25 protein-coding genes and 1 pseudogene are annotated in these 22,363 nt (G+C 57.2%); 10 read left to right on the top strand and 16 right to left on the bottom strand.

All coding sequences use genetic code 11. The annotated features are described in order from the left end of the window. Positions 1-22: 22 nt before the first annotated feature. The 6 genes from ACUVSA_RS09215 to ACUVSA_RS09190 form a co-directional block, all read right to left on the bottom strand. Positions 23-2,635, bottom strand: a complete 2,613-nt coding sequence (locus ACUVSA_RS09215) for an FtsX-like permease family protein (protein WP_445894589.1) — start codon at positions 2,633-2,635, stop codon at positions 23-25. Beyond that, positions 2,620-3,318: an ABC transporter ATP-binding protein gene (locus ACUVSA_RS09210; protein ID WP_445892642.1), complete on the bottom strand. Its 699-nt coding sequence runs from the start codon at positions 3,316-3,318 to the stop codon at positions 2,620-2,622. The genes ACUVSA_RS09215 and ACUVSA_RS09210 overlap by 16 nt, the downstream gene beginning before the upstream one ends. A 184-nt stretch (positions 3,319-3,502) precedes the next feature. After that, positions 3,503-3,994: a D-glycero-beta-D-manno-heptose 1-phosphate adenylyltransferase gene (gene rfaE2, locus ACUVSA_RS09205; protein ID WP_445894588.1), complete on the bottom strand. Its 492-nt coding sequence runs from the start codon at positions 3,992-3,994 to the stop codon at positions 3,503-3,505. Beyond that, positions 3,951-4,475: a hypothetical protein gene (locus ACUVSA_RS09200; RefSeq protein WP_445894587.1), complete on the bottom strand. Its 525-nt coding sequence runs from the start codon at positions 4,473-4,475 to the stop codon at positions 3,951-3,953. The genes rfaE2 and ACUVSA_RS09200 overlap by 44 nt, the downstream gene beginning before the upstream one ends. Before the next feature lie 375 nt (positions 4,476-4,850). Next, entirely contained in the window at positions 4,851-5,408 is a 558-nt protein-coding gene (gene trmL / locus ACUVSA_RS09195) for a tRNA (uridine(34)/cytosine(34)/5-carboxymethylaminomethyluridine(34)-2'-O)-methyltransferase TrmL (RefSeq protein WP_445892639.1), read from the bottom strand. 57 nt (positions 5,409-5,465) lie between these two features. Then, positions 5,466-5,855 carry an Lcl C-terminal domain-containing protein gene (locus ACUVSA_RS09190; RefSeq protein ID WP_445894586.1) on the bottom strand — a complete coding sequence of 130 codons (390 nt, stop codon included), beginning with the start codon at positions 5,853-5,855 and terminating at the stop codon, positions 5,466-5,468. A 228-nt stretch (positions 5,856-6,083) separates the two neighbouring features. Here ACUVSA_RS09190 and ACUVSA_RS09185 point away from each other — a divergent pair, with 228 nt between their 5' ends. Then, positions 6,084-6,941, top strand: coding sequence for an alpha/beta fold hydrolase (locus ACUVSA_RS09185; protein WP_445894585.1), 858 nt, complete (start codon positions 6,084-6,086; stop codon positions 6,939-6,941). Here the strand turns inward: ACUVSA_RS09185 and ACUVSA_RS09180 are convergent. Continuing rightward, positions 6,860-7,429, bottom strand: a complete 570-nt coding sequence (locus ACUVSA_RS09180; RefSeq protein WP_445894584.1) for an alpha/beta hydrolase — start codon at positions 7,427-7,429, stop codon at positions 6,860-6,862. The genes ACUVSA_RS09185 and ACUVSA_RS09180 overlap by 82 nt on opposite strands. A 191-nt stretch (positions 7,430-7,620) precedes the next feature. Between ACUVSA_RS09180 and ACUVSA_RS09175 the strand changes: the two genes are divergently transcribed. Beyond that, positions 7,621-8,640, top strand: a complete 1,020-nt coding sequence (locus ACUVSA_RS09175; protein WP_445894583.1) for a patatin-like phospholipase family protein — start codon at positions 7,621-7,623, stop codon at positions 8,638-8,640. A 213-nt stretch (positions 8,641-8,853) separates the two neighbouring features. Here the strand turns inward: ACUVSA_RS09175 and ACUVSA_RS09170 are convergent, their stop codons facing one another. The 7 genes from ACUVSA_RS09170 to ACUVSA_RS09140 are packed head-to-tail and all read right to left on the bottom strand — an operon-like array spanning position 8,854 to position 12,309. Then, on the bottom strand, positions 8,854-9,465 hold the full coding sequence (locus ACUVSA_RS09170) for a F0F1 ATP synthase subunit B family protein (protein WP_445894582.1): 612 nt from the start codon (positions 9,463-9,465) through the stop codon (positions 8,854-8,856). 19 nt (positions 9,466-9,484) lie between these two features. After that, the gene (locus ACUVSA_RS09165) at positions 9,485-9,910 is read right to left on the bottom strand and encodes a F0F1 ATP synthase subunit B family protein (RefSeq protein ID WP_445894581.1); all 426 of its coding nucleotides are present in this window, start codon (positions 9,908-9,910) and stop codon (positions 9,485-9,487) included. Between the two features lie 30 nt (positions 9,911-9,940). Continuing rightward, positions 9,941-10,192, bottom strand: coding sequence for an ATP synthase F0 subunit C (gene atpE / locus ACUVSA_RS09160; RefSeq protein ID WP_445894580.1), 252 nt, complete (start codon positions 10,190-10,192; stop codon positions 9,941-9,943). A 21-nt stretch (positions 10,193-10,213) separates the two neighbouring features. Further along, positions 10,214-10,945, bottom strand: a complete 732-nt coding sequence (gene atpE / locus ACUVSA_RS09155) for an ATP synthase F0 subunit C (protein ID WP_445894579.1) — start codon at positions 10,943-10,945, stop codon at positions 10,214-10,216. A 2-nt stretch (positions 10,946-10,947) separates the two neighbouring features. Further along, positions 10,948-11,622, bottom strand: a complete 675-nt coding sequence (atpB, locus tag ACUVSA_RS09150; protein WP_445894578.1) for a F0F1 ATP synthase subunit A — start codon at positions 11,620-11,622, stop codon at positions 10,948-10,950. Between the two features lie 34 nt (positions 11,623-11,656). Further along, the gene (locus ACUVSA_RS09145; protein WP_445894577.1) at positions 11,657-12,088 is read right to left on the bottom strand and encodes an ATP synthase subunit I; all 432 of its coding nucleotides are present in this window, start codon (positions 12,086-12,088) and stop codon (positions 11,657-11,659) included. After that, positions 12,085-12,309, bottom strand: coding sequence for an AtpZ/AtpI family protein (locus ACUVSA_RS09140; RefSeq protein ID WP_445892628.1), 225 nt, complete (start codon positions 12,307-12,309; stop codon positions 12,085-12,087). The genes ACUVSA_RS09145 and ACUVSA_RS09140 overlap by 4 nt, the downstream gene beginning before the upstream one ends. A 254-nt stretch (positions 12,310-12,563) precedes the next feature. Between ACUVSA_RS09140 and ACUVSA_RS09135 the strand changes: the two genes are divergently transcribed. Beyond that, positions 12,564-14,276 (top strand): L,D-transpeptidase family protein, encoded by a 1,713-nt coding sequence (locus tag ACUVSA_RS09135; protein ID WP_445894576.1) that lies wholly within the window; start codon positions 12,564-12,566, stop codon positions 14,274-14,276. Here the strand turns inward: ACUVSA_RS09135 and ACUVSA_RS09130 are convergent. Both ACUVSA_RS09130 and ACUVSA_RS09125 read right to left on the bottom strand, forming a co-directional pair. Further along, positions 14,239-14,787: a DUF882 domain-containing protein gene (locus ACUVSA_RS09130; RefSeq protein ID WP_445892626.1), complete on the bottom strand. Its 549-nt coding sequence runs from the start codon at positions 14,785-14,787 to the stop codon at positions 14,239-14,241. The two genes, ACUVSA_RS09135 and ACUVSA_RS09130, sit on opposite strands and share 38 nt — an antisense overlap. Positions 14,788-15,213: 426 nt before the next feature. Continuing rightward, positions 15,214-15,891 (bottom strand): DUF3786 domain-containing protein, encoded by a 678-nt coding sequence (locus tag ACUVSA_RS09125; protein ID WP_445894575.1) that lies wholly within the window; start codon positions 15,889-15,891, stop codon positions 15,214-15,216. 919 nt (positions 15,892-16,810) lie between these two features. Between ACUVSA_RS09125 and ACUVSA_RS09120 the strand changes: the two genes are divergently transcribed. From ACUVSA_RS09120 to ACUVSA_RS09090, 7 genes and pseudogenes are all read left to right on the top strand, one after another. Next, positions 16,811-16,942: a hypothetical protein gene (locus ACUVSA_RS09120; RefSeq protein ID WP_445894574.1), complete on the top strand. Its 132-nt coding sequence runs from the start codon at positions 16,811-16,813 to the stop codon at positions 16,940-16,942. A 75-nt stretch (positions 16,943-17,017) separates the two neighbouring features. Further along, entirely contained in the window at positions 17,018-17,347 is a 330-nt protein-coding gene (locus ACUVSA_RS09115) for a hypothetical protein (RefSeq protein WP_445894573.1), read from the top strand. A gap of 231 nt (positions 17,348-17,578) precedes the next feature. Then, positions 17,579-18,787 (top strand): DEAD/DEAH box helicase, encoded by a 1,209-nt coding sequence (locus tag ACUVSA_RS09110; protein WP_445894572.1) that lies wholly within the window; start codon positions 17,579-17,581, stop codon positions 18,785-18,787. A gap of 417 nt (positions 18,788-19,204) precedes the next feature. Further along, positions 19,205-19,343, top strand: a pseudogene (locus ACUVSA_RS09105) (IS30 family transposase); the annotation flags it as partial. A gap of 360 nt (positions 19,344-19,703) precedes the next feature. Next, the gene (locus ACUVSA_RS09100; protein ID WP_445894571.1) at positions 19,704-20,834 is read left to right on the top strand and encodes a glycosyltransferase family 4 protein; all 1,131 of its coding nucleotides are present in this window, start codon (positions 19,704-19,706) and stop codon (positions 20,832-20,834) included. Continuing rightward, the gene (locus ACUVSA_RS09095) at positions 20,834-21,856 is read left to right on the top strand and encodes a glycosyltransferase family 4 protein (RefSeq protein ID WP_445894570.1); all 1,023 of its coding nucleotides are present in this window, start codon (positions 20,834-20,836) and stop codon (positions 21,854-21,856) included. Before ACUVSA_RS09100 ends, ACUVSA_RS09095 begins: the two co-directional genes overlap by 1 nt. A gap of 114 nt (positions 21,857-21,970) precedes the next feature. Continuing rightward, positions 21,971-22,336, top strand: coding sequence for a glycosyltransferase (locus ACUVSA_RS09090; RefSeq protein ID WP_445894569.1), 366 nt, complete (start codon positions 21,971-21,973; stop codon positions 22,334-22,336). Positions 22,337-22,363 lie beyond the last annotated feature (27 nt).

Below are 22,363 nucleotides of genomic sequence, written 5' to 3'. Positions count from 1 at the left end.
GATCCTCGGCGGCGGGGGCGCTTCAGTGCTCGTCTTCTCGAAGGAGCACGACGGGGCTGTAACGGAATGCCAAGCGCTGTGCGGGAATGGTGGCTGCCAGGGACGCCGCTGCGATGAGAGGAAAAGCCACGCCCAGTTGATCCCAGGCCACGTGATAAAGAAAAGTCCAGCCGAAAGACTGAGCGTTGATCACTTCAATGAGGATCACCGACAGGGCAAAACCACAAACGACGCCCAAAACAAGCCCCGCCACAGCCAAGAACAAGGCTTCCCATAAGAGCATGCGGCGCACCTGGCCCGTGGAGGCTCCGATAGCCTTGAGTGTGTTCAAAGACACCATGCGTTCCAGGACCATGATGGCCAGGGTGGTCATCATGCCCAGGCCGGCGACCATGAGGGCCATCACTAGAAGGACCGTCGTCACCGCAAAGGTTTCGTCAAAGACACGAAGAATGTCCCGCCGAAGCGTGCTTCCCACCATGACGTCCGGGACATCACGAGTGCCAAAATGCCCAAGAATCTCGTCTCGAACCTCACGAGCCCGCTGCGCCCTGGCCTCTTCCGATCCCGGAAAAAACAGCCGCACGCCGCTCCAGGCCCGGTCCTTGGTTCGCTCCTGCAAGACCTTGAGGTCCATGTAAATGACGGCGCTCTGGGTTCTATAGTCCCTGTACACGCCAGCTACACTGAATTCCAAAGGGACACCGTGCACGCTCAGAGCCATGCCATCCCCCACACGCAGGCCTGTGCGACGGGAAAAGACTTCGCTCACCATCACGCTCTCTCCGGCCTTCATGGCTTTATAGGCATGCTGAGGATTTCCTTGCAAAAAGAGAAACCCCCCGTGGCGCAACAACCCGTCCAGATCGATGCCCTCCAGAGCACAGTCCACACCGCGATACGTCACGGGGATTCTTCGATAGGCCACCACATCGGCTTCGGAAATGTTTTGCAGAAAGTGAACCAAATGCGCCGGGAGCGGGTCCCTGTAGCCGTTCAGGTCGGCCATCATGGGGCGCACAAAAAGATCCCCACTGACCGTCTGAAAGACCCAGGTTTCCACGGTCTTTCGAAAGCTGGAAATCATGACCACGAGAGCCGTAAAAAGCCCCACCGCCGTAATGAGGGCGCCCACCGAGACGGCCATCCGCGCTCCGGCTTTTTCCAACTGTCTGAACGCCAGCACGCACGGCTCGCCGCCCAGGCGCCGCGCCAGTGTAGATGGCATTGTGGAGATGCGCTTGAGGACTCCAGGGGCCAGGAGCGAAAATCCACAAAAGAGAAAAAAAACCGCCGCGTACCCCGCCACGGGAACACCCCTCAAGGGCGGCATTAAGGATAGAGGCAAGACTGAGGCGAGCAGACCAAGGCCTATAGTGGTCAGACGTCGCGTTTTGTTCTCTTCATGAGGTGCCGAACTGCGAGGGCGAATGGCTTCCGTCGGAGGCACCATCATCATGTGGTGAGCCGGCTGCCAGGCCGCCAGGGCGGCTACAGCGGTGGTGAGAATGATGGAAACAACCACATCCCACACGCTCAACGACACCGTTCGCACGTCCACCCGTGCAAAAAGCAGGGTCACCGTGGCGCTGACTGCCTCCATCAAGTGCCTGGAAAAGCCCCAGCTCACCGGAATCCCCACGGCCCATCCCAGCAGGCCCAAGACCAGTCCGTCTAAGATAAAAATAGAAAACACGAAGCGTTTGGAAGCGCCCAGGGCTCTCATTACAGCCACTTCCCGCCGCCGAGAAGCGCTGTTGAAAGCCGTGAGGCTGTAGACAAGAAACATGCCCACAAAAAGAGACACGAAGCTGAGCACCGAGAGGTTTTGTTCGTAAGCGGCCACCATGGAACGCGCCGATCGTGCCCGCTCCACAGGCCGATCCACAGCATAGCTCGAACCCAAGACATTTTTCAGTTCCCGAAACCCCTCTTCGCTCCGGCCTTCGATAAAAGCGCCTTCCACACGATCCACGCCTTCAAACCGCCCTAAAAACTCCTGAACCGTCGCCAAGTCCGAAAGAAGGATCAGGCCTCCTTCGGCCGATCCCAATCCTTCATCCTTGAGAATTCCCAATACCTTGAGGATTCTGCGGCGGTCCTGATATTGGACCATGACGGCCGATCCGGCTTCCAGGCCCAACGTACCGGCCAGGGCCGATCCCACGAAAACCGTGTCGGGCTCACTCATGAGGCGCATCCACCCCTGTGCTTCTTCTGCCTTTTCAGGCCGCTGCGCCGCCCAGGGTCTCAGAGGGCGATCCAAAACGGGGTCCAGCCCCATCCAGCGAGCCACAGCGCCTCTCTCGGCGCCTTGCCCCATAGATTCAACCCGGACCACAAGACTCGTTATCGGTGATACCGTTTGAACGTTCGTCACAGACAACAGGTCACGAATAAGGGAAAAGGGGACGCTTTCGCCCGGGCGGGTCACTACAAAATGGGCACGCCCCGACACGGCGTCCATGCTGCGTTCAAAGGAACGCACCGAAGTGGTCGTGGCGAGCCGAACCGCCACAAAGACCCCTGCCCCTAAGCTCAGACCCAGAATAACCGCCGCGGTGCGCCACAGATGCCGCCGAGCGTACCGAAGGGAAAACCAGCCGTAGAGGCGCAGTCCTAGAGAGACAGACATCGATCGTCCACTATGGTGCCGTCCCGCAGGCACAAATGCCGCGTGGCCACCTCATCGGCAATAGGGCTGTGTGTGGCCATGACAATGGTTCGGCCGTGATCGCGATGGAGCGAGCCTAGGATGTCCACGACACGGGCCCCGTTGCGCGTATCCAAATTGCCGGTGGGCTCATCGGCAAGGATCACCAAAGGATCGTTGATGAGCGCACGAGCGACGGCTGTGCGCTGGGCTTCACCCCCCGAAAGTTCTCCGGGCAAATGATGCCGCCGATCCAGCATGTCCAGCCACTTAAGCCAATGGAGGGCCTTGGCTTGCGTGGATTCGTAGGAAGCCCCGGCAAGAAGCGCAGGCAGGCATACGTTTTCCAACACCGTCAAGGTGGGCAGCAAATGAAAGCTTTGGAACACAATGCCCACCACGCGGCGCCGATATTGGGTGAGTTCCCTTTCAGTTAGGGCCGTCACGTCAACACCGGCCACATGAAGCCGACCCGACGTGGGTCGGTCCAAGCCACCCAGCAAGGCCAAAAGCGTGCTCTTGCCGGAACCGCTGTTGCCCTTGAGCAGAACGAATTCACCTGAAGAAATCGAAAAGGTCACATCCCTGAGAGCCACAACACCCACAGGGCCCAAAGGGTAAATCCGTGTCAGATTTTCTGCGAAAATCAGAGGAGAAAGGTCCATGACAGGATCAGCGGTTCACGTTTTCGAGGAGCTCGTCCGCCAATGGTTTGGGCGCGTCCTTTCGGCTTGAGGCTGTAGGAGCGCCGAAAGGCGCGATCAGGCGCGTCGCGGCTTGCGCCGCTCCTAATATAGCTGTCCTCAGACAAGCTCCCAGAAGGGTTTCGTTTTGGCCACAGAACCACGTTCAGGAGCAGGATGCTTGCCTCAAGATTTTTTCGATGATCCGCGACGTGGAATAGCCTGCCACCACCGGAATGCGCACCACCGTGCCGCCCCGACCGATGACCCAGTCGGCTCCGACAATCTGATCCACCGGCCAATCCGCTCCCTTGACCAGCACGTGGGGGTCCAAAGCCTGAATCTCAGCCAAGGGATTCGGCGCATCAAAGAGCACGACACAATCCACGCAGTGTAAACCCGCCACCAGTTCCGACCGTGCCTTTTCATCCACCAAGGGCCGATGACCTCCTTTGATGCGCCGCACCGACGCATCGGAGTTGACGGCAACAATCAAGTAATCGCCCAAGGCGCGGGCTTCTTCCAAGTAGCGCAAGTGCCCGAGGTGCAGCAGATCAAAGCACCCGTTGGTGAAAACAATGCGTCGGCCACGGCTTCTGAGCTCTCGGCACAGTTCAGCCGCTTCTTTCAGCGGTTTGACTTTTTCCCTCGCCTGCATTCTTCACATCACCCTGACCCACCGTCGGCTTCTGGGTCATCTCGCGCAGCAGCCGCTCCACCTTCTCTCGAGGCGAATCATGCGAGAGGCTCACGTGTTCACTTTCCAAAGCGTCAATGATACCCTCTAGATGCATCTTGATCCAGAAAGGCAGGCTGGCCTGGTCTGCATTGGCGACGCGAATGACCCGCCCGGGGTCCTCCACAAACACTTCACCGCGAAAGATGGTCTTCAGACACAGAAGCGCCCGGCGCCCTTGGCCGCACCGCTTGGGCCCTTCCACTTCCAGATGGTAAATGGTGATCTCTTTGGTACCTTGAGGCGTCAAGGACACGCTCAGCTCTCCCCAAAAGGCTCCGGGCTTGCGGAACCGAAGCACTTCCATGGGACCGTGCCCCTTGAGAATCGTCAGAAGATCCTTAATGGATAGATCACCATAAGCAGCTTTCCAGATGATGCCTTTCCATTCGATTTCCGCCACTTTTTTTCACTCCGGATGTACGACACAGTCGCAGGGATGAGGTGGAAGGGGCCGGGCACCGGACTTCGCCTAGCTTCCTGACCGCTTCGCGAATGGCACGCTTGAGGTCGCGCTCCCACGTGGACACGTTGTGAGCGGAAGATTTGGCAACGATAAACGAACTTAAGGGAGGATCTTTTTTCGAGCAGTCCCTACTCTCAAAAAAAACCACTCAGTAATGGGTCCCTCGACCCACCACCACGGAGTAAAGGCCCAATTCCTGAATTTCGGGACACAGCTCAATCATTCTCAGGACAAGGCTTTTTTTGGGTAGCGTCTCCATGGAATCCCTTTGCCTTTTGGCCTGGAAGACCGTCCTTCAGATGAGCAATCTCTTCACAGGGGACGCGCCGCCTGCGGCCGGATCCGTGACGGCTGTTCCTTCAGTTGTCTTCGCGCTTCAAAGAGCGCAATGCCCACCGCGGTGGAAAGATTGAGGCTGCGCACGTGGGCACTATCCATGGGAATCCTCAGCACTCTGTCGGCATGGGCTTCCAGAAGCCATGCCGGTAGACCTTGCGTCTCGGAACCGAACACCAGGCAATCCCCCGGCTCATAGCTAAAAGCATCGTAATCTAGGCAGCCCTTTTTGGAGAAGAAAAGAAGCCTTCGCCCCTCCATGTGGCAAAGGAAATGCTCCAGCGAACGGTGAACGGTCACATCCACGTATGGCCAATAATCAAGTCCAGCCCGTTTCAAGTGCCGGTCGGTGAGGCGAAAACCCAGGGGTTCCACCAGGTGCAGGGGCGTATTGGCGGCGGCACACGTGCGCGCCACGTTGCCGGTGTTGGGAGGAATCTCAGGCTCCACCAAAGCCACCTCCACCGGCGCTCTGACCGCCTGGGCCGACGACAAACCTAAGCCTCGAAGGCCCGTGGTATCTCTTGGCGCCACACCCCTTCTCCACTCACGGCGCTGGGTTTGGTTCTAAATTCCAGCAAGGGATCAATGCTACTTGCGCTGTCCTCGAACGGCTCGAACAAAATGGTTGGCGTATTTTTGTTCCACCACGTAAAAATCCCCGTAGTAGAAATCCGCATAGACCGACTTGTGGTGGCCCGCTTCGGTACTGCTCCACACGCAGCGCTGCTGCCCAAAGATCGGGTCGATGTAGAGGCCTGTGGACGGGTTTTCTTCAGCCATGAGCAAGGTGGCCAGTTCTTCTTGGGTCGGGTAGCGCCAGTCGTCAAAGCCTCCCCATCCGCTTCGGTTGAGCTGTTCAATATAGGCAAAGCCGTCAGGCCACATGAGCCGATCAGGGGACGCCTCCCCTTGCCACATCAGCCCTGTGTGACGATCCATAACGATCATGTCTTTGAGCAGGGTGAACCGCGCCGTCATAAGCTCCTCCTCACCATGGAAACCGAATGAACGCCTTGCCTGGATTGGCGAAACATGGGAAAAACGGTCGGCGTGCAGCGTGTCGCTCATGGCGCCTCCCACGATTGTCGTTGCCCGGGACCGTCCCAAAATAGTGTTTACATACACCATAGGGCCTCGAGGGCGCAAACGGCAACTGAAACCATGAGAGATACTGAAAGGTTAGCGCAAAAAAGAGGAGAAACTGCCATGCCCGTGCTCACAACCCCTTCCGTCCAACTCTACTACGAAGTCCATGGAGACGGACCGAATCTTCTTTTCGTGAGCGGCCTTGGCGGCGGCACGTGGTCCTGGTATGGACAGATTCCCTACTTCAGCCGCCACTACCGAACCATCGTCTTTGACAACCAGGGCGCCGGCCGCTCCTCCATGCCCTCAGGACCCTATAGCATGAAGGACTTTGCCCAAGACACCCTCGCTCTGCTGGACCATCTCGGCATCGACCGATGCTTCATGGTCGGCCTCTCCATGGGCGGCATGATTGCTCAGCAAACAGCCCTAAACGCTCCCGAACGCTTTGACGCCCTGGTCCTGGGCTGCACGCATCCCGGAGGTCTCCTTAAGATTCCACCGTCTTCCCAAGTTCTTGCCCGCTTCACAAACAATCAAGGGCTCAGTCAGGAAGAGATCGTGACCAAAAACCTTCCGTTTTTCTTCAGCCCTGAAGCTTTGGCGCAGCACAAGGAGGCGGTGGAAACCTACAAGTCTGTGCAAATCCATGCACCATGGCAGCCCCAAGAAGCCTTTTTCAGCCAACTGGCGGCTATCCAAGACTTTGACGCCACCCATGGACTTCCCCACCTTCGTGTTCCCACCCTGGTGGTCACAGGCACGGAAGACGTTCTAGTTCCGGGAGCCAATGCGCACCTTTTGGCAAAGCTGCTTCCCCACGCCATTCTGGTGGAGCTGGAGGGGGCCGGTCACGCCATTCACGCTGAATGCCGCGACACCTTGAATGCCGTGATTCACGACTTTTTGACCGATCCCGTGAGGGCATCCAGAAAGAGTCCCAGACGCCGCCGGATTTCCTGCTCACGGCCCCAATAAAAATGGTCGGTCTGAAGGGACACCTCTACATGGACTGGGTTTCCTTGGGCGCTGTGGGTCTCGGCCCATGCGGCAACACGGGGCGCTTCCGCAAAGGCATCTGCATCCCCGACGATGACCCAGGTGGGACATGAGGGAAGGGAAAGATTCGAAAAGTCCAAGAAGTGCAGCGGAGGGGAGACGAGAGCGAGACTCTGCGGCGTTATCCCCAGCCGGCAGGCCTTGAGGACCACCCAAGCGCCAAAGGAATACCCGGCCATGTGGATCTTTCCAACGTCAGCAGACTCAAGCCACCGATGCACCCACATCATGTCCTGGGCTTCCCCGTCGCCATGCCCGTAGGTTCCGGTGCTCGCACCGACGCCACGGAAATTGAACCGCACCGTCGTCCATCCTCGATCCCGGTACGCCGCTTCCAGGGCCAAGACCACATTGTTGTCCATGGCCCCCCCCGTGCAAAGGATGCGGGTGACCGATAAGAGCGCCATTGTCCAAGGATCCCCGCTGCACCACGGCTTCCAATCGGTGGGTCTCACAATCGATCCAGACATGCTCCGTCGAAGTCATCACCATGCAATCTCCTTGCGCAACCCTGCTTTTCCGAGGCATATCTTTTTTGGCACCAAAAACCGAGAGCGCCGCCTGCCGGCGGCGCGGCTCGTCAAAGAGGCAAGTTGACATGTTGAAAACCGCTTTGGTCCTCAGCGGAGGCGCCGCCAGGGGCATCGCACACCTGGGTGTTCTCCGCATGTTCGACAGCGAAACCCTTCCCGTCCACATGATCCTGGGCACCAGCATGGGGGCTATCATCGGCGCCCTCTACGCCCATCACGGCACTTTGGCCGTCGTCGAGGCCAAGATCCGCACTTTTGTCCACAGCACCATCTTTCGCGAAACCCTCTCCCTAGCTGTGGACGAAAACAGCGCCGTTTCTTCCGCCTCGTCTCTTTTTGACCGGTTCAGTCAGCAAATTCGAAAGACTTACCTCTACACCCGCCTCGTTACGCGAACCAGCCTGGTTCCCGAAGACGACTACTGGAAACTCCTCGCGGAGATCGTCCCGGACATTCGCATTGAGGATCTGCCCATCCCTTTCGGCGCCGTCGCTCTGGACATTCTCACGGGCGAAGAGGTGGTTTTGACCACAGGGTCCCTTCTCAAGGCCCTGGGTGCCAGCGTTTCCATTCCCGGCATGGGCCCGCCTGTGCGTTACCGTGGCAGGCTCTTGGTGGATGGCGGCTGGATCGACAACGTGCCTTGCCTTCCCGCACGACGCCTCGGGGCTCACTTCGTGCTCGCCGTGGACACCTCTACGGAAGTGGCCGACATGCACCCCTTACCCAGTTGCGCGCTGGAATATGCCCTGAGAAGCAGTGAGGCGTCCCGCATCGCCTTAAACAAACTGCGCCTAAAGCACGCGGACTTTATTATTCGCCCGCAGGTATCCCACATTCGCTGGTCCGATTTTCACCTCTTTGAACAAAGTCTTCAAGCTGGCCACGAGGCATGGCTGGCGGCGGCTTCATCCATCAAGAAAACCTACCGTCGTTGCCGAATCAATCCTCTGGCTCGCTTACGGGCCTCCCGGTGGGCTCGCTCCATTCCATGTCCCGCCCATGGTGTTCGTCTGAAAAGTGTTCAAGCCATGGACTTCAGCCTACACCGCACAGCTCGCGGCCCAGCAGGGCTCTCTCGCTGAAACACCCATGAGCTCATGGAGAAAGGACCATGCCTTGATCGGCTCAAACCATGTGAGCCACTCAAGCCGTCGTTTTGCAAGCCCACGGCTTGATTTTTTCACCTGAGCCCATGCCCCCGTGGAGCACACCGCTCCGTCGGGTTTAAGCTATGAAAAAAGGGGGCTTTTCAAAGGCCCCCTCTGGATCCGCTGTGATCAAAGCTCTATCGAGCGCTACAAGGTCGATGGCCCGGCCGTCTTGGTCCCCCTTTGCAAAGCCTCCAATTGGCCGAGGTAACTTTCCAGCAGTGCCCGCTGGTCTTTCTTGGTGATTTTTTTTCGAATACGCTCTTCGGCCAAAGCCACCGCTGTTTCCACCACTTCGGCGCGAAATCTCTTTTTGGCTTCTTCAAATTCCCGATCGGCCGCGAGCTTGGCATCTTGAAGGATCTGCTCTCGATAGCGTTCAGCTTGCGCAAGGATTTTGTCTTTTTCTTCTTGGCCGATCTCGTGGTAATAGGCCTTGATGCTCTCAATCTTTTTATCCAACTGAGCCAGCAAGGCATCTTGCTCGCGCCGGCGCTGTTCCAAAGCCTTTTCCTTGGCGCTCAGCCCATCAAAGACGCCCGCAATAGCTTGTCGACGTCCTTGAATGAAACCGACCAAGCGACCCTTAAGGTACTTATGGATGCAGAAGACAAGGATTCCGAAATTGATCCATCGCCACATCAAATCCCATGAGGACCTGTCGATCCCGAAGACGGTCGACGATGCACCGTGGGCCTTTTCGGCCAAGAGCAGAACGACCGCCGTCACACCCCCCATGATACCACCGGCTCGCAGCATGTTCGAAACTCCAGGCCTCTTACAATTTTCGCCCCACCAATTTCGCGGAAATCTCGTAGGAAAGGGCTTGTGCCAACTTCTTTAGATCTTTTCTTGCCTTGATCAGCTCCTTTTTCACATCGGCGCGCACTTTTTGGCGCAGCGCCACGATCTCTTCCTGGGTGGTCAACATCGTCCGATGGGCTTCCTCGGCGGCCCGAGCCCTCATGGCTGCCCTAGCTTTTTGGGCCTCTTCTTCCGCCGCACGGAGCCGCCTGTTGTAAGCCGCCGCCATTTCTTCCAGTTCCGCTCCCACGAATGCCAGCGCTCTCTCCTTTTCCTTGATGGCCTGTTCCCGCTCCAGAATAAGCCGATGGAGCGGCTGGATCATGAGGCGGTTCAGGATATAGAGCAGCACCAGAAACAAGGACACTTGAACGAAGATCGTTGCATTCAGGCTGATCATGGCTGACTCGTTTTTGGCCCTGCGCTGGATTTACTTCACCACAAACATGAGCAACAAGGCGACAACCAATGAATAAATACCGGTCGATTCCGCCACAGCTTGGCCCACAAGCATGGTTCGCGTGAGAAGACCCGCTTCCTCCGGACGGCGGCCTACCGCTTCACAGGCTTTCCCTGCCGCATAGCCTTCGCCCACACCCGGCCCGATGGCACCCAGACCCATGGCAATACCGGCGCCGAGGAGCGCCAATCCTCGAACAAAGTCAGCTCCTGAGATTTCCATGTGCTCCCAACCTCCTGTCCATTAGGACGCCCAAATCAACAACAATGCCACAACCAGCGAAAAAATCCCGGCGGATTCCGCCACCGCCTGTCCAACCAGCATGGTGCGCGTCATAAGGCCCATGTTATCGGGATTGCGGGCAATCTGGTAGACGGCCTGCCCCGCCGCCATCCCTACACCGATCCCCGGACCAATGGCACCAAAACCCATAGCAAACCCCGCACCCAAGATACCGCAGATGCGGGGGAAAGTCAACACTTCAGGCAATTGCTTAAAAAGCATCAGCAAGGCAATGAGAAAACCATACACCACCGTGGACTGGGCCACCCCAGCGCCAACAAGCATCAAAGTCGTTATGGGACCGGAGGCCCCCGGTTGACGGCCTATGCCTAAACAAGCCCCCCCAGCGGGCAAACCTGCCCCTATCCCGCAGCCAATGGCGGATAAGCCGATGGAAAAGCCTGCCGCCAAATACGCCCAGGCTGTGAGCATCGGCTTTCCCGAAGCGGGGGCAAACAACATGAGCATGGCGATCACTAACCCGAAAATGCCCGACGTCTCGGCAACGGCTTGGCCTACCAACATGGTTTTCAAAATCTCCCCGGCCAGTCGAGGTCTATAGGACACAATTTCGTTGGCCCTACCTGCGGCATACCCTTCCCCGACTGCCGCTCCAATCGCAGCAAACCCCACAGCAACCCCTGCACCAAGGCCAGCAGCCGCCCTAATCCAGTCCACTTGTTCCCATGCCATGATCACTTTACCTGCACTGAAATGTAGACAAGGGTTAGCATAGTGAACACGAACGCCTGAACCGTCCCGACAAAAAGGCCGAAAAACGCATAGAGGAACGGGGGCACAATCAACCCGTAAACAAGGTGTGAGACAACAATGATGATGATGGACCCGCCCATGATGTTTCCGTAAAGACGAAAAGAGATGGAAATCACTTTCGCCAGTTCGCCGATCACATTCAAGGGCATCATGAAGAAAATGGGCTGAAAATATTCCTTGATGTAATTCCCAAACCCCTTGGTTTTGATGCCGGCATAATGGGCGATAAAGAATCCCATCACTCCCAGGCTAAGGGTCGTGTTCAGGTCCTTCGTTGGTTCATTCATGTGGGGCAGCACACCGATCCAATTGGAAAGCAGCAGAAACATAAACAGGGAACAGATAAGTGGAAAATATTTCTTAGCCATTTCTTCATCCAAGGCGTTTCTGGTCAAGTTCCAGAACGTCTGAACGAAGAGCTCACCCACCACCTGGCACGGATTAGGCACATACTGCGCCTTGCGTGTTGCGTAAAAGCCGAAGAGGATCAAAAGGCCCATAATGATAAGAGTCATGATGATGGTCATGGCATTAAAAACCAAACGATACCCTGCAACTTCCCATATCCATTCCCATACTTGGGTCAACTCTTCCATAGCCTACTCCGCTTCAGCTCACCGGCCACTTATCTCAATAACCTTCGCCCGCAGAGGATCGTGCGCCGCGCCATGGCCTCATCAATATATGGTCCGCAAAAACGGCCGCCTGCACGGTAAAAAGGCCCACAACGACGGCCCAGAATTGAAAATTCCGGCTTTTCATGGCCACCAGCAAAGGGATGGCGATCACGCCCAAACGGACGGTGAAGGAAAGCATGGCCACGCTGGTCGCCTTTTTCTTCGTGATGCCGGCTCTTACCAGATATGGCAACACATGGGCCATGATGACAAGGTTCAAAACACTGAACAGGCCCCCCAGAACCAACCCCTTGGCAACGGCTGGATAGCCGAGCCCATAAATGACAAGACCACCAGCCACCGCCATTGTAAAGCCCCCCCGCGCCAATCGGCTCCGGTATCCCCAATAGGCCTGGAGGGTTTCGTGCGGTATGTCTCCATTCATTCCTTTGGAAGCCCCGTAATCTGACGATACACCGTCACCGCCCCACCAACGATCCCCAGGACGATGAAAATTACCAGAAAAAGACCGCGCGTGCCAAGCCATTTGTCCAGGTAATAGCCCACCATGAAACAGAAGGCGATACTTCCCGCCATGGTCAACCCCACCTGGGTGACCAAGGCCAAGTATTCGATGGTGTCCCGCTTTTTCTTAAAATTCTTCACGGCCCGTCGCCGGTTCCTTTTGCAAAAAAACTTCAGGCATCCTTCAAAACCCTGTTTATCAGAAGCGCATTCATTTGTGAAATGTTTTTCGCTGTTCGCCATCGGCTTTTTTCACTATGGATGAGCGTCACCTCTTGGCAGAAGCCAGTGGATCATGTCAAATAGGCGGCGCGTGCTATTTGGTTTGCACGCCAACTCAAACACGGAAGCGGATCTGGGTGATGGTGTTCAAAGGCATGGTTCAAAGGTACTCCATGGCCCCTCTCCTCCTGATTGTGGGAGGTCTTTTGGGCCTGCTTTTCTGGAGCCGCGAAGGGGCGTGCACCGAGGGCGAGACGATTGAAAGCGCTCTGCAGCTTTCCTTGACCCAATTCGACGCGGACGGCACCCTGTATGCCGCCTGTCAAAAGCTTCATGCCGCTCAGGAACTGGCCGCCTTTTATCGTAATCGGGGTTATGCGCCGGCGTGGCTGGAGGGTTCAAGGTCTTCGCCTTGGGCCAAGGAGCTCGTACGCTTTCTTCAGGAAGAAGCGCCAAATCACGGCCTAAATCCCGAAGATTATCACCTGGCGTGTCTTTCCGCGCTGCTTTCGACCCTGGACACTGCACAGCAAGCTCAACGCCCCGTCTCACCATGCCTTTTGGCGCACCTGGACCTGGTGCTGAGCGACGCTTTTCTGATTCTGTTCTCGCACCTGTCATCGGGCCGCGTGAACCCCTCGGCCCTGGACCCTCAGTGGATCGCGCACGCCCATCAGGCGGATCTGCTGGCAGGGCTCGAGGAATTTCTCTCCCATCGCGACCTTCTGCGCACCCTTCGCCATTTTGCACCGCCTGACGAAGACTATTGGCGCCTTGTGGCCGCGGTTCCCGCACAGCGAAAAATCGCGGCCTTTGAGGATCCCTGGCCTACTGTGCCCGAAGCCCCCAGCCTTCGCCCCGGCCAGAAGGACCCTCGAGTTTCCACCATCCGCCGTCAACTGTACCTTCTGGGAGACTATCGAACTCAACCCACTAAGAGTTCGGATATCTATGATGCCGAACTGGTCAAAGCCGTGCGGCGTTTTCAAGAACGCCATGGGCTTGGTGCGGACGGCGTGGTGGGGAAGAAAACCGCGGAGGCGCTCAATGTGTCACCTCGAGACCGCCTTTTGCAAATGCTGGCGAACCTGGAACGCCGCCGCTGGCTTCCCCGATCTTGGGGGGACCGTTACCTTGTCGTCAACACCGCCGACTATTCTCTGACGGCCTACGAGCACGGCACCAGTGTATTGAAAATGCGGGTCATCGTGGGAGGAAGCGCCAACTCCACGCCCGTGTTCAGCGAAGTCATGCGCTACGTGGAACTGAATCCTTACTGGAATGTGCCTAAAAGTATTGCCGCTGATGAGTTGCTGCCAAAGATTCGCAAAGATCCAAGCTTTTTGGAACGCCATCACTACGAACTGCTGGCGGCCTCAGGGGACCGAATCGCCCGCGCGGACCCCGCCAGGATCGACTGGCGAGGGGTGCGGCCCGAAAACTTTCCCGGGCGGATCAGGCAGCTGCCCGGGCCCTGGAACGCTCTGGGCCGCATCAAGTTTGTGCTTCCCAACCGATTTAGTGTGTATCTGCACGACACGCCGGAACGGCATCTTTTTCAACGGCCGCACCGAGCCTTGAGCCATGGGTGCATTCGTCTGGAAAAGCCGCTGGATCTGGCCTTGTTCGTCCTTCAAGACGATCCCCGATGGACGCGGGAATCTTTGGAAAAGCGCATTGCCAGCGGCAAGCATCACATGATCCCCCTGCTCAAACCCTGTACGGTTCATCTGCTCTACATTACGGCCTGGGTGAGTGAAGACGGCACCGTCCATTTTCGGCAGGACATCTATGACCGAGACAAGCTTTTGGTGAGGGCTTTGAAGCTGGAAAGACTCGCTTTGCAGGCTACCAGTACCGGACGGGACCCACATCCAGGTGGATGAAATCGCTGTAGGTGCCCACGCCTCCGGCTCTGAAGTCCGCGGCAGCGGATCGCAAGGCATCCAAGGAAACCCCTTCCATGAACACATCCGCCGCCATGGCTTTCATGTGGTAGCTTTTCTCCGCCACACCTTGTCCCTGGCGGCGCAGGTATTCATTGTAGACCGGGGATCGGTATCCGGAAACAAGCAGATAAGGACGTCGAGTGGCCCCAAGGCGCATTCGCACCGCGTCCAGCAAGAGATAAAGGTGACGGTCCACAGGACGCATGGTGTTGGTGAAGTGGCACCTAAAGAGGTAGTCCAGACGCCGCAGCGCTCGCGAATCCAAACGTCCGTTTCGGCTCATGTATCGTACCGTAAGCCCTTCTTCAGTGTGCAGGTTGTAGAAGCTGAGAATACCGGAGCACCTTCGAATCAGAGCGGCTGCCGAGGCGCTATGCACCGGCCAAATGGCCATACCGGACCAGAGGGCCCCTCCAAGGATGCCTTTAAAGAATTCCCGCCGCGTCATATTCGCCCTCCCCACGTCAAGGGCCGCCAACCCCCGGGCATAAAGGCTCCGCACCTTGCCCCCCAACAGTTCTTTTTAAAATCGTGCACCGACTCTCGCCCCCCCTACCACGCTCGGCTTTGCACGGTTCACGCATGGAAACGCCGTAGGAAAAGCGTGAGCCGCGTGTCGTTCCCAACTCTTGCTGGGCTTCTCCAAACCGCATTCAAAAAGGGAACTCCGCATGCGTCCTTCCAAGGCTTCCCGAACCACGAGGGAGGAAAGATCACAAGCGGGCGCGTCCCACCTGAATCCAGGGTGTTCAAAACGACGCTCGCTCGTTATGAACCACTCGGTCCCCGTCTTCCCTAGCAAAGGAATGCCGGGCTGTCAAACCAGGAGCAGGCTTCTCCGTTGCGCTGAACGGCTTGAGACCCATAATTCCTCTCAGCTGCGCTGAACTTCCCAAGCCGTACAGTGTTCCAGAAGGCTTTGGGCGGTGTACTCCGCCACGTCCGCCAGGGCGTCCAAAGGCATAAACGACGCACACCCACTGCCGAAAAGGCATGTCACCGCCGCAGGAAATTCCTCGTCAGGTTCGTGAACGATATAGTATAGGGGAATGCGCGGCAGGGGGTAGAGGGTAAAAGAAAAATCACCCGATGGAGCATCCGTGTTGCGGTGTCCGGAAAAGATTTGAAGCAAGTGATCCAAATGAATCTTGATCTTTGGCACATGCGGCACCAAGACCTGTTCGGCATGGACCGCAAAAGCCGCTTGATAGGGACCGCTGTTGGGAATTTCCTTGAAGGCCTTGAGGGGATGCAGCGAAGCTGTGTGCTCGGGCACATGGCCTATGTAAATGGAGGCAAGAACCGCCCTGGGTCCCAGATCCACATGGCCGTCAAAAAGGACACGTTCCCGTTCCACAGTGCATCGCCGCCCAAAAGCTGGAAAACTTAACGCCCCTGTGGCCTCTAAGAGGGCTGGAATCGCCCTTTGCAAAACCCCTTTCGACCGAGCCCACGCTTTGTCCAAGTACCCTCGGATGACCTCTTCATAACCGTTCATGCCGTGTGCCTGTTTTCCATGACGTAAACTTTTATCTTCAACGGTGTTGTTCATACTGAAAAAAACGCTCCTCCTCAAGATCTTCCAAACCCATTTGCAGCTTGACTGCGCTTGTGGACGCGCTTAGAGAAAAATCATTGTCACCCGAGGAAGGGAAACTCAAAACCGTGGCTAAGCATGTAGAAGCTGAAGCGGAAGGCTTTCGGACGCGGGCTTGATTCCCGCCGCCTCCACCATTAACGAAACCCCTAACCGTTCTCGGTTGGGGTTTTTTCTTGTCTGATTGCCCCGGTTCCCGCGTACTCGTGCGGTTTTTGCGAGCGCCTGCGGACTTCACCATCCGCCTGAATTGGCCGTCCCCGCCCACATTCCACTCTCTTCTGGCCATTCCTCGCTCCGACCTCGCTCCCTGAAACTGCGCCGACGTCGGCAAAGGCCACAAGTCAGCTCCATACAGATCATATGGTTACGCGCGGACGAATCGAGCGGTTGGATTGCAGCATTGGTAGGCAAAGACACCCATGGTCTCGGCAATAGTTCGATTTTTACAACAACACTCGAACTCATAAGTCACTGGGTTATTTGACATCGGCGGTTGTATACGCCATGGGAGACCGCATTTTACCAAATATAATTGTGGCTTCCCATCAACCCCGTCATAAATATCTACATGACTACAGGAGGAGCTATGCAATATACGACGGCGATTCACCCAAATGGTGTTTTGGGCATACACTGTCAGGCTAATCACTACCTAACAATTGTTGTTCCATCAGAAACGACAGGCGACGCAATGAAGGAGGTGATCAGATCTTTCCTGAATAACGGCTCGAGTTGGTTTCACCCACCCCATTCGCCGGCTTTTTAGGGGCGGCTTCGGTTCCTTAGTCCGCTCCTTTAGTACAAGAACGAGAGCCTGCGGCAGCGATAAGTTCGTGAATAGCGCCCGAGCCGCAATGCAAAACTGCGAGATATGATGAGCACCAAGAAGACAAACGCCGCCCTCGACCACTGTACGGGCATCCTGAAGTTTTGGCACAAGGTCGAGTTGACCAAGGTCATTCAGAACGTTGTCCATGAGGCGCTGACGCCGGATGAGCAATAGGATCAAGAGGAACGCGGCGAACTGGAGGGGTGTACCTGCTTTGCGCGCATCAAGGTGAACGCCCAAGGTGAGCCCTTGTTTGAAGAGGTGTCCGTTTCCACAGCGCCGTGGGCGCTGGGCGGCATTCAGCGTTATGGACTGGCGGGGCTCGATTTCGATGCATTTCAGGCGGGTGTCGAGACGCTCAAGGATGCGCTGAAGAATTTCCGCACCACGTCTGAGAAGGAGACGTCCTTCCATCTCTCGACGGATGAGGCCAGTCTCGGCGAGCAGCCTATGACCGCACTTCCGTTGACCCCGAATGAGTTGTCGGCGCTGCTCGACATCTTCCATTTCGTCAAGGCGAATGGCTGCGCCGAAAATACGAAACCGAAGAGCGCCGCTATGATGCGCAAAAAGCCGTAGAGCGTGCTGCGGCGGCACACACCCCAGCGCAGAAGGCGTTGTCAGAACGTCAGGCGGCATGGTGCGCGAAGCAGAAAGAGCTTGAACGATTGGCCAGGGTTTTTCCGCAGGCGGCATGTCCAAAGCAATCGGACGATCTGGAGCAGGAACACTGGCAGATCGGTGGCCTAAGGTGGGACGAGACCTTGAACGCGAAGCGCGCCGAACTTTTTGTGGCGGCGTTGCAACTGCATGAAGCTGGGTTGGCCGAGGTGCTCAAGACAGGGGGGGCGTTTCGGCGGCAACGTCGTGGCCTTCTGCCACATGCTGTCGGGCAAGCGCTTGCAGGAGACGCAGTATGCGCTGGCCATCGGGCGTAACCTGTTCATGGTCGTACCGGTGGTGTCGAGTACCTTCGCGTCCTTCGCTACCCAGTTCCGCGACTTGGGTGCGAACGCCCTCGGGTGGCTGTTCATTGACGAGGCCGGGCAGGCCGTGCCGCAGGCGGCCGTGGGCGCCATGTGGCGGGCCAGACGTGCCCTCGTCGTGGGGGATCCGTTGCAGATCGAGCCAGTATTTACGGTCCCCATCAAGCTGATCGAGGCGTTGTCCCGTTCGTCGGATTTGCCGCCAGACAGGAATGTCGCGCCGCATCGCGTCTCGGTACAGAACCTAGCCGATGCCGCAAATCCATTGGGTGCGTTGATCCGTTCCGGGGAAGACGTCCAATGGATCGGTTGCCCCTTACGGGTACACCGGCGCTGCCTTGATCCGATGTTTTCTATCGCCAATGAAATCGCCTACGCCGGGAAGATGATTTTTTTCGATCCGACTGATCCGCAGAAGCGTCGGCCGCCCAAAAATAGTCTTGACTTAGGGGACAGCGCCTGGGTCCATGCGCCGGGACCGGCGAACACCAAGCAAGCCGTTCCGATGCAAATCGAACGGGTGCATAAAGCGCTGGTTGCGCTGTACCAACGCACCGGCACGCTGCCGCCGATCTACATCATCTCACCGTTCAAGCGGATTAAGGACGAGTTGATCGGTCGGATATCCAAACCCGAAAATTGGCGTGTATTGTTGCCTCCAGAGGTTGTCAAGCCACCCAAGAAATCCAAGTTGCAAGACTGGTGCAAGGCTCGGATCGGCACCGTGCATACTTTCCAGGGCAAGGAGGAGAGTATCGTCTGGATGGTGCTGGGTTGCGACGAGCGCACACAGGGAGCCGCGAATTGGGCGGCGAACAAACCCAATCTGCTCAATGTGGCACAGACGCGTGCCAAGCACCGATTTTTCATGATCGGGGATGTCGGACTGTGGGGCGGTCAGCGCCACTTCGTGGCGGCAAATTCGGAATGGTTGCCGCGCATCTCCCCCGACGAATTCTTGCGACGCATGGGGTCACCGGTTTTTGTGGCGTGTGGCGCGGCTCTTGCTGAAGACGTGTTGTTGGGTATCTGACCGACAGCCAATCAACCCCAGCAGATTTCTACATGTGTCCGCGCTGTCGCTTCGGGACTTTTCAGTACTCCGGTAGCCCATGCCATGCTGGCGCGGGCGTCGTTATCCCGGTAGTCGGCGTAGTTACGCCGTGTTTGCTGCTGCCAGCACTGACGCCGTTCGAGCTGGTATTCAACATTTGTGAAGAATTCTGATTTAGGTTCTGAGGCGGAGGAGTGAATGAATCGCTGCATGCGAGTAGCAGGTTCTTGTTTCCATGCGAGTTTCCGTTAAAAAGATTCGCGGATTCACCTTTGAAGTGCAACTTTTGTAAGATTGTTTTGGGGTGAGCTACGGTAGTATCGAAGCCTCTCAAACGACCAAGTAAAAGGAGCTCAGCCGCAGCATTACAAGCAGCTCACCTGTGAGCAACGATACCTGATTGCGGATTTGAAGAAAGCGGGTTTGAACCATACGCAGATTGCGGATGAAGTGAGCTTAAAAAAGTGCACGATTTCCCGGGAATTGAGGCGGAACACAGGGGCAGCGAGGCTGGCGCCCCAAGCAGGCTCAAGAAGGAAACGCTGAATAAATGGCTGCGCAGGCGGATTGCTGCGTTGCGCGGTGTTGGCTACGGCCGTGAGCTTCGCTCGCGTAACATTCGCTGCGCCAATGTTAGCCTTCGCCGAAACTCCCTTTTGGCTGGGCCGAAACTTCGTTTGCGCTTCCTTAAGCGGTTTGAGTTCACGGGACCGCTCACACACCTTGAACCCAGGCTTATAAAGTGTATCGAGCGTATGAGAACAGGGTCGAGATCGCGCGGCACGCACAATGCAAGACCTGACCCCTTCCCTGCATACGGGGCGACATGACAAGATGCCCGATGTCATGATACAAAACACGACGCAGTGCTTTTATGTAGACGGCCTTGGATTGAATGACTGAGAAACGAAAAAAGCTAATTCATATTACTCGTAACTTTCCGCCGCTGTGGGGTGGGATGGAGCGGTTGAATTGTCATCTTGTAGAGGAGCTGGTCAAGACATTCTCAGTCAAGATGATTGCCCCAAAGGGGGCCGCTACCTACGCTCCATCCGGCGTTGACGTGCGGGAAATTCCTCTGAAGCCACTGGAGCGGTTTTTACTGGGTGCTGCATGGGCGGCCGTCTCGGAAGCGCGCGCCTTTCAACCCCAGATCATACTTGCTGGCAGTGGACTCACCGCACCGTTGGCGTTGCTAGCCGCGCGTGCCTGCAGGGCGCGCGCGGCTGCCTATGTGCACGGGCTGGATGTGGTCGTGCCGCATCCGGTGTATCGTGCGCTGTGGTTGCCTGCGTTGCGACAGATGGATAGGGTCATTGCCAATAGTTCACCGACTGCCCAGCTCGTGCATGGCATAGGCGTGGCAGCAGAGAAGATTGCCATTGTTCATCCAGGCGTGGATATTCCCGAATCTGACGCAACCGCATGCGCGCGTTTCCGGCAGCGCTGGCAGCTTGCGCCGCATGCGCCTGTGTTGCTTTCGGTCGGCCGTCTGACGGCGCGCAAGGGGTTATGTGAGTTCGTGCGGGAGGTTTTGCCTCGGATCGTGAGCGCCAGGCCGGACGTCGTGCTAGTCATCGTAGGTGACGTACCTAGACAGGCGCTCCATGCGCAGGTGCAAACGCCGCAGAGTATCCTTGCAGCGGCACGATCCGCGGGGGTGGGCGCCAATGTGCGGTGGCTTGGAGTGCTCTTTGGGCAGGATCTTGCCGACGCCTATTTCGGCGCCGATCTGCATGTGTTTCCCGTGCGCGAGATCCCTGCTGATCCGGAAGGTTTCGGCATGGTCGCCGTTGAGGCCGCCGCGCATGGCTTGGCGACGGTGGCATATGCCACAGGCGGCGTGGTCGATGCGGTCGCCGACGGTGAATCAGGAAAATTGGTCAAGGCAGGCGACGCAGAGGCGTTTGCGCGGGCAGTGCTGGCACTATTGCATGCACCACTTGCAGCTGAACGATGTCGGGCGTTTGCAAGACGCTTTGCGTGGCCCGATTTCGGACAGCAGATCGAAAGGGCGCTGTGTTGATGGCTAAATCCCTGGGCGTTTGGTTTCCTGCCATTCGCGCCCACAGCGGCGCGGATGTCTTTACCGAACGGCTCTGTGCTGCGTTGAATGCTTGCGGCATCCACGCGGAAATCACCTGGCTGCCTCTGCGTGCCGAGTATGCCCCTTGGACCGTGCCTAAACCCAAGCCCCCGGACTGGGCCGCGGTGGCGCATGTCAATTCCTGGCTGCCACAGCGTTTTTGGCCTAAGCGCCTGCCCGTTGTCTGCACAGTGCATCATTGCGTCCACGATCCAGCGCTTATTCCCTACAAACGGCTCTTGAAGCGGGCTTATCACCGCCTGTGGATTTACGGTATCGAGAAAAACGCGCTTGCTCATGCGCAATGCACGGTTGCGGTAAGCCAATACACTGCCCAAGCCGTGCGCACCACCTTCGGTATCCGGCCCGTCGAGGTCATCCTAAACGGGGTCGATACGGATTTTTTTACGCCAATCCCGCGCATTCAGCCCAACAAGCCCTTTCGCTTGCTCCATGTCGGCAACTGGGACCGACGCAAAGGGGTTGATCTACTTGCTCCGATCTTGCGTAAGCTCGGCAGCGGGTTTGAGCTCGAGTACACCGCTGACCGTGGGGGCCGCCATGCCCGCTATGGGCTGCCGAGCAACGCGCGCTGCCTGGGCCGGCTCGATCTCGAGGATTTACGGCAGGCCTATCGCCATGCCGACGCTTTGCTCTTTCCGACCCGGTTGGAAGGTCTGGGGTTGGTCGCGGTCGAGGCCATGGCCTGTGGGTTACCAGTGATCGCCGCGCGCAGCTCCGCCCTGCCTGAAGTCGTGGACGATGGTCAGACCGGATTCCTCTGTCCTGTGGATGATGTCGCCGCATTTGCCGCCGCCGCCAGGCGTCTGGCCGAGGACCCAGAGCTGTGGCAAGCCATGCGCGAGCTAGCCCGCGTCCGGGCAGTCGAACAGTTCAGTCATGCGCGACAAGTGCAACAGTACATCGAGCTGTATGCCACATTAACCCATGCACTGGTTTAGCGCATGGCTTCTACCAAACTACGCAAGGCCTTAGTGTCAAGCGTTCTATGCGTGCAGCTTGCTTGGATGGCTAGGGCGTGTGTAAGGGTGTAAGCAGTCCGTGGAGAAAAACCTATGAATCGCCCCATCATCGGCCTTACCCTCAACTACCGCGACGCCAACCGCACCAGCCGATGCGTTGCCTCGCTACTGGCCGACGGTGCGACAGCCGTGCTGGTGTGGGATAACTCTGAAGATGGAAGTGTGTCTGCGGAGGAATTGCATCGACGTTGGGCGCATGACCCCCGTGTTGTCGTGCAAGTGAGTGAACGCAACCTCGGCTTTGCCGCCGGTGTCAACCGCGGCATCGAGGCTATCCTTGCCCGCTGGCGACAAGCCTGGGTTATGCTCATCAACAATGACGCAGTGCTCTACCGCGGTGCGCTTTCTGCACTGACCGGTGCCTTAGGAGGCTGTCCGAGAATTGCTGAACATTCATAGTTTATATTATATGACAATTCATGTTTG

Source organism: Desulfosoma sp. (genome assembly GCF_052743555.1).
This window is presented reverse-complemented; position numbering and strand designations above follow the sequence as displayed.